The organism is Nonomuraea antri (assembly GCF_013283785.1).
In the GTDB taxonomy this organism is placed as follows: Bacteria; Actinomycetota; Actinomycetes; order Streptosporangiales; family Streptosporangiaceae; genus Nonomuraea; species Nonomuraea antri.
Map to the genome: position 1 here is coordinate 1 of NZ_JABCPZ010000366.1, position 6,674 is coordinate 6,674.

The 6,674-nt window shown below is 73.3% G+C and carries 8 protein-coding genes; 5 read left to right on the top strand and 3 right to left on the bottom strand.

Annotated elements, in window-relative coordinates; genetic code table 11:
* The first annotated feature begins 65 nt into the window (after positions 1–65).
* The 4 genes from HII36_RS52245 to HII36_RS52260 all read left to right on the top strand — a co-directional run bounded on the left by HII36_RS52245 (position 66) and on the right by HII36_RS52260 (position 3,459).
* Positions 66–1,049 carry a small ribosomal subunit Rsm22 family protein gene (locus HII36_RS52245; protein WP_328808284.1) on the top strand — a complete coding sequence of 328 codons (984 nt, stop codon included), beginning with the start codon at positions 66–68 and terminating at the stop codon, positions 1,047–1,049.
* Positions 1,050–1,111: 62 nt separating this feature from the next.
* Positions 1,112–1,885, top strand: coding sequence for a GNAT family N-acetyltransferase (locus HII36_RS52250; RefSeq protein ID WP_173530865.1), 774 nt, complete (start codon positions 1,112–1,114; stop codon positions 1,883–1,885).
* A gap of 141 nt (positions 1,886–2,026) precedes the next feature.
* On the top strand, positions 2,027–2,884 hold the full coding sequence (locus tag HII36_RS52255) for a pentapeptide repeat-containing protein (protein WP_173530866.1): 858 nt from the start codon (positions 2,027–2,029) through the stop codon (positions 2,882–2,884).
* 74 nt (positions 2,885–2,958) lie between these two features.
* Positions 2,959–3,459: a hypothetical protein gene (locus HII36_RS52260; protein WP_173530867.1), complete on the top strand. Its 501-nt coding sequence runs from the start codon at positions 2,959–2,961 to the stop codon at positions 3,457–3,459.
* A gap of 33 nt (positions 3,460–3,492) precedes the next feature.
* On the opposite strand, the gene HII36_RS52265 is transcribed toward HII36_RS52260, so the two are convergent.
* Positions 3,493–3,990, bottom strand: coding sequence for a MarR family winged helix-turn-helix transcriptional regulator (locus HII36_RS52265; RefSeq protein WP_173530868.1), 498 nt, complete (start codon positions 3,988–3,990; stop codon positions 3,493–3,495).
* Between the two features lie 77 nt (positions 3,991–4,067).
* Between HII36_RS52265 and HII36_RS52270 the strand changes: the two genes are divergently transcribed.
* Positions 4,068–4,991, top strand: coding sequence for an EamA family transporter (locus HII36_RS52270; protein WP_173530869.1), 924 nt, complete (start codon positions 4,068–4,070; stop codon positions 4,989–4,991).
* On the opposite strand, the gene HII36_RS52275 is transcribed toward HII36_RS52270, so the two are convergent.
* Positions 4,984–5,997, bottom strand: coding sequence for a M4 family metallopeptidase (locus tag HII36_RS52275; protein WP_173530870.1), 1,014 nt, complete (start codon positions 5,995–5,997; stop codon positions 4,984–4,986). The genes HII36_RS52270 and HII36_RS52275 overlap by 8 nt on opposite strands.
* 97 nt (positions 5,998–6,094) lie before the next feature.
* Positions 6,095–6,674, bottom strand: a 580-nt coding sequence (locus HII36_RS52280; RefSeq protein ID WP_236005062.1) for a TetR/AcrR family transcriptional regulator, incomplete at its 5' end; no start/stop codon positions are given.

Below are 6,674 nucleotides of genomic sequence, written 5' to 3' on the forward strand. Positions count from 1 at the left end.
ACCCTCGGGAGCCGCGTGGAATCCCGTCCTGCCCGAAGCCCCGGCGTGTCCGAAGAAGGTGAGAAGTGCTGCTGCCCGACGAACTGAGAACCGCCCTGGACGCGGCACTCGCGCGGTTCTCCCCGCACGAGCTGTCGCAGTCGGCCGGCGCGCTGACCGGCCGCTACCGCACCGGGGCACCCGGCGAAGGACCGTTCCTGCGCACCCGGGCCGACATCGCGGCCTACGCGGCGTACCGGATGCCGGCCACGTTCGCGGCGGCGGCCACGGCGATGCGGCAGGCGGCGGCGCTGACGCCGGGGTTCGCCCCGCTCACCCAGGTGGACGTGGGCGGCGGCACCGGCGCCGCGATCTGGGCGGCCGGCGAGACCTGGCCGTCGCTGGAGCGGATCACCGTCATCGAGCACGACGCGAACATCATCGACCTGGGCCGGCGGCTGGCGGGGACCTCGCGCTCGGCCGCGGTGCGCGGGACGTCCTGGCAGCACGCCAAGATCAAGGCGGACCTGCGCCGGCCGGCCGCGGACCTGGTGACGATGTCGTACGCGCTGAACGAACTGCCCGAGGGCGAACGGGCGCAGGTGGTGCGCTGGCTGGCGGCCGACGCGGCCATGGTGATCATCATTGAGCCCGGCACCCCGGCCGGGTACGCGAGCGTGTCGGCGGCCAGGGAGGTGCTGGTCGGGCAGGGGATGACGCTGGTCGCGCCGTGCCCGCACGGCGGGCCGTGCCCCATCGTCCCCGGCCAGGACTGGTGCCACTTCTCGGTACGGCTGCCGCGCAGTTCACTGCACCGCCGGGTGAAGTCGGGCACGCTCAGCTTCGAGGACGAGAAGTTCTCCTACCTGGTCGCCACCTCCCACGCCTGGCCGGGCAGCGAGGGGCGGGTCGTCCGGCATCCCGGCAAGCGCAAGGGCCTGGTGTCGCTGCGGTTGTGCACCCGGGAGGAAGGGCTGCGCGACGTGATCGTCTCCAAGCGCCAGGGCCCGGTCTACCAGGCGGCCAGGGACGTCGAATGGGGCGACCCCTGGCCCGTCCCCGAGAGCTGATCCGGACCACCGCCGGCGGTAAATCGGTTGCCGCCGGCGGGCGCCGGTGGTGGGGTGTGCGGGTGAATCACGACGAGGTGCTGGCCGCCTACGACCGGCAGGTGAGACGAGGCGCGGTCCCCGACGGCCCGCGGTCCAGGATCGAGTTCGACGGCGGCGTGGTGCGGCAGGTCGGCCCGGCCCACGGCTGGAACGGCGTGCTGTGGTCCGAGCTCGACGACGACACCGCCGACGCGGCCATCCAGGCCCAGCTCGCCTACTTCACCGGCCTCGGCCTGGGCCTGGAGTGGAAGCTGTACGCCCACGACCGGCCGGCCGACCTGGGGCGCCGGCTGCTCGCGGCCGGCTTCGCCGCCGAGGACGAGGAGGCCCTGATGGTCGCCGCGGCCGCCGAACTGCCGCACGAGGCCGAGCTGCCGGACGGCGTACGGCTGCAACCGGTCACCGACGCTGCCGGCGTCGACCTGATGACGCGCGTGCACGAGCTCGCCTTCGGCACCGACGCCACCGATCTGCGCCGCCAGCTGCTCGACCGGCTCGGCGACGACGACGTGATCGCCGTCGTGGCCATGGCCGGCGACGAGCCGATCAGCTCGGCCCGCATGGAACTGCACCCCGGCACCGACTTCGCCGGGCTGTGGGGCGGCGGCACGGTCGACGGGTGGCGCGGGCGCGGCCTGTACCGGGCTCTGGTGGCCTACCGGGCCCGCATCGCGGTCGCGCGCGGCTACCGCTACCTGCAGGTGGACGCCTCGGACATGAGCCGGCCGATCCTGGCCAGGCTGGGGTTCGCCAGGCTGTCCACGACGACGCCGTACCTCTTTCCCGGCGGCTGAGCCACCTCACGGCTGAGCCACCTCACGGGGAGCCGTCGCGGCGTGCGGGGGACGGGCCGGTTGCCGGTACCCTGCGAGGATGGCCGCGTCCAGCCACGGACACGCCCATCCGCCCAGTCGTCTCAGAGGAGAACCCGCGCCTTGCCGAACCCACGTGAGCTCAGCGCCGACTGCGCCAGCTGTTTCGGGCTGTGCTGCGTGGCGCTGCCGTTCTCGGCCTCGGCCGACTTCGCGATCGACAAGGACGCCGGCCGCCCCTGCCCCAACCTGAGCCAGGACTTCCGCTGCTCCATCCACCGTGATCTCCGGCAGCGCGGTTTCGCCGGCTGCACCGTCTACGACTGCTTCGGCGCCGGTCAGAAGGTCTCGCAGGTCACCTTCGCCGGCCAGGACTGGCGGCAGGCGCCCGAGTCGGCGGCCCGCATGTTCGCGGTCTTCCCCATCGTCCGGCAGCTGCACGAGCTGCTGTGGTACCTGAACGAGTCGCTGGAGCTGGACGCCGCGCGGCCGATGGGCGAGGAACTGGCCGCGGCGCTGCGCGAGACCGAACGGCTCACCCGGGGCGGCCCCGACGAGCTCGTCCAGCTCGACGTGCCCACCTACCGCGCGGGCGTGAACGAGCTGCTGCTGCGGGTGAGCGAGCTGGCCAGGGCCGGGCAGCGGGGCAAGGAGCGCCGCGGCGCCGACCTGATCGGCGCCAACCTCAAACGGGCCGACCTGCGCGCGGCCAACCTGCGCGGCGCCTACCTCATCGGCGCGCAGCTGCAGGGCGCCGACCTGCGGCTCGCCGATCTCATCGGGGCCGACCTGCGCGGCGCCGACCTGTCGGGCGCCGACCTGACCGGCAGCATCTTCCTCACCCAGTCACAGGTGAACGCGGCCAAGGGCGACGCCGCCACCCGGTTGCCTGCCGCGCTCACCCGTCCGGCGCACTGGTCGAGCGAGGCCGTCGCCGTCGCGCAGCGGCCGCAACGCAGGAACCGCCCGCGGAAGCGGTGAAACCCCAGCTCGCCGCTACTTGACCCGCTACGACAAGTTCTTGATACTTGATCGTCGAGCGGAAGGAGGCGGGCATGGGACCCTGGCCCGACGAGCGGCACGCGCTGGCCGAAGATCTTCGCAGGATCGTCGGCGCCCGGCTGCTCGACCCGCTGGACATCCTGTTCGGAGATGACGGCGACGACGGCGATGGGGGAGCGGACACCCGGCTGCGTGACCGGCTGGCCGCCAGGGCCGGGCAATGGGCGGACGTGCTGCTCGGCGACGACGACCGGGCCGCCGCCTTCCTGGCGATCCGGCTGGTCAGCGCCCTGTATCCGGGTGACGGGCCGTTCGACCCGCCGGCCGCCTGGTGGGGCACCCCGCTGGGCCGGGCCGTGGCCAGGCGCGCAGGTCACCCGGCGGCCGCCGCGGTCCCGGTGACGGTCGCCGCGGCGATGCTCGGCATCACCCGGCAGGGCGTGCACGACCTCGTACGGCGGCACAAGCTCGACCGCGACGCCGCCGGCGCGATCATCACGGACTCCATCCGGGCCCGCCTCGTCACCCGCTCGGCGCCCGGCGGCCAGGGATGAACGGCGGCGAGTTCACCTGAGCCCCGGCGGGGCTCAGTCGAGCCGGTCGCCCAGGGACTCGAGCAGGTCGCGCAGCGTGGCGGCGAGGTCCGCGCGCCGGTCGGCGCCCAGGCCCGCCAGCACCCGGTTCTCGGTGGCCAGATGGTCGGGCAGGACGCGCTCGACGAGCGCGTGACCCGCCGCGGTGAGTGTCACGTGCACCACCCGGCCGTCGGACTCGCTGGGCGTGCGCGTCACCAGCCCGCGCTGCTCCAGCCGGTCGAGCCGCTGCGTCACGGCCCCCGAGGTGACCATGGACGCGCGCATCAGCTCGTTCGGCGTCAGCCGGTGCGGTGGGTCGCTGCGCCGCAGCGTGGCGAGCACGTCGAACGACGCGGAGTCGAGCCCGTGCGTGGCGAACGTACGGCGCAGCTCGGCGTCGATCAGTCGATGCAGCCGCGACAGCCGCCCGATCACCGCCATGGGGGAGACGTCCAGGTCGGGCCGCTGGTCGCCCCACTGCCGCAGTACGAGGTCCACATGGTCTGCCACGCGCCCAGCCTAGAGGATGTCTTAGCGGTGAGGTAAATCACCTGGCCGGTCTCTTAGTGTTGAGATACTTTGTCTTAGTGCTAAGAAATCGGTATGCCTTCGTCCTGCTGACCGCCGTCGCGCCCGCGCTCTGGGGCACGACCTACCTCGTCACGACCGAGCTGCTGCCGCCGGGGCGTCCGCTGCTGGCCGGGCTGATCCGCGCGCTGCCCGCCGGGCTGATCCTGATCGCGCTGACGCGCCGGCTGCCCAGCGGAAGCTGGTGGTGGCGATCCCTGGTGCTGGGCGCGCTCAACATCGGGGTGTTCTTCGCGTTGCTGTTCGTCGCCGCCTACCGGCTGCCCGGCGGGGTCGCCGCCACCGTGGGGGCGATCCAGCCGCTGCTCGTCGCGTTGCTCTCGGCGGGGGTGCTGGGCGAACGTCTCTCGCCGCGTACGCTGGTCGCCGCCGTGGCGGGCGTGGCCGGGGTGAGCCTGCTGGTGCTGCAGGCCGACGCCCGCCTGGACGCCGCCGGCGTGGCCGCCGCGCTCGGCGGCGCCGTGGTGATGGCCGCCGGGGTGGTGCTGAGCAAGCGCTGGACGTCGCCCGCGCCGCTGCTCGCCGTCACCGGATGGCAGCTCGTGGCCGGTGGGCTGGTGTTGCTGCCGGTGGCGTTGCTGGTGGAAGGCCCGCCGCCGGCCACCTTCACCGCCTCGAACCTGGCCGGTTACGCCTACCTCACCGTCATCGGGTCCGCGCTGGCCTACGCCCTGTGGTTCCGCGGCATCCGGGCGCTGAACGCGACCAGCGTCACCTTCCTCGGGCTGCTCAGCCCGGTGGTCGCCACCGGGCTGGGGTGGGCGGTGCTCGGGCAGGAGCTGACGGTGGCGCAGGGGGCGGGCGCGCTCGTCGTCCTCGCCGCCCTCGTGACCGCCCAGCTCAAACCGGCCGCCCAGCCCAAGGCGGGCGATCGGTTCGAGCCCGTCGTTCAGCCGCGGCCTCGAGCGGCGGGGCTCAGATGAGGCCGCGGGCGGTGAAGGCGGCGCGGACCGCCGACTCCGCCGCGCTCCCGCCGTGCCGCCGCGCCGCCGCGACCGTGGCCTCGGCCGCCGCGCGGAACGTGGTGTCCTTGGCGAAGTCGAACTGCGCGTCCACGATGATCGTGCTGGCCAGCCGGTCGCCCAGCCGTCCCCGGATGTCGTACAGGGCGGCCGACCAGATCTCGCCGTCGCGGTGCACCTCGCCGACGACGTCCTCGGGGTAGTGCTTGGTGCCGTCCAGGCGGCGCAGGCAGTGCGGGGCGGTGGCGGTGTAGGAGACCGCGTCCCAGTCGGCCACGCACGCCTCCGGCGCCGCGGTCGGTGTGCCGGTCTTCCAGCTGGTCACGGCCACGGCCAGGTAGTCGCTGAACGCCTCGCCGATCGAGCCGGACTCCAGCGTGGTGCCGAACCCGGGCACCTGCCCGTCCTGCACCGAGTGGCCGTACTCGTGCACGATCACCTCGGCGTCCTCGGCGTCGTCCACGCCGCCCTTGCCCAGCGTGATGTTCGCCTTGTCCTCGCGGAAGAAGGAGTTGTCGCCGCCGTACTGGTTGATGCGCAGCTCGATCTGACGCTGGTTGACCGGACGCAGCCGGGAGCCGAAGCCGAGCGACTGCAGGTAGTGCTGGGCCGTGGTGACCCAGTAGTAGCCCATGACCTGCTCGAACTGGTCGACGTCGCGACGGAAGTGGAAGGCGCCGTCGACCGGCTTGCCGGTCTCGCTCTTGACCCGGACGTATCGTCCGGTCAGCGTGCCTGAGCCGTCGAGGTCGGTGAGGGTGACCGTGCGGTAGGCGGAGGCGAGCGCGGCGCTGTCGCGGTCCTTGCCGTCGGTCAGCGACTGGTCGCCGCTGCTCTGCACGGGGTTCGGGAAGAACACGGTCGCCGTGGGGTCGGTTGTCGCGGCGTGCGCCTGGACGGGGATCAGGGCGGCTGCGGTGACCAGGGCCAGGAAGGCGGCATTTCTACGGCTTCGGGGGGTGAGCACGGGAGAATCCTCCTCGAATTCCGGGCGATCACGGTGAATGTACGACCAGGGCCGGGCCGTGTCACCGTTCTCCGGCTGAGGATTGCCTGTGCGTCCGTCAGCCCCGCCCCGGCACCGACAGCAGGGAGAGCATGGTGCCGACGAGGACCCGCTCGGCCTCCTCGGGCCCGAGCCGCCCGGACTCCACCTCCTGCGCCGCGCTGTGAACGATCGCGAAGAACGTGGTCACCAGCCACGGCAGCGGCAGGTCGGAGCGGAAGTCGCCGTCGTCGCGGCCGCGCTTGATCAGCCGCTCGACGCGGCGCAGCGGACGGTCGTGGTGGCGGCGGATGCGCTCGGTGGGCAGCACCCGGTCGGCCGCCAGGAACAGGCGGCGATGCCGGTCGAGGAGCTGCCACGACGAACGCAGCAGCCCGGACATCGCCTCGGGGGCGGGACCCGTGTCGACGTCCACGGCTTCGAGTGCGGACTCCGCCACGTTCACCGCGTGGTCGAGCACGGCGTCCACCAGGGCCTCGCGGGAGGGGAAGTGGCCGTAGAGCGTGACGCGGCCGACGCCGGCGGCCTTGGCGATGTCGGCGACGCTGGCCGAGGGGTCGCTGCCGAGCAGGCGGGTGCCGGCTTCGAGGATGGCGGCGATGTTGCGCTCTGCGTCCGCCCGCCGGGCCGGGACGGGC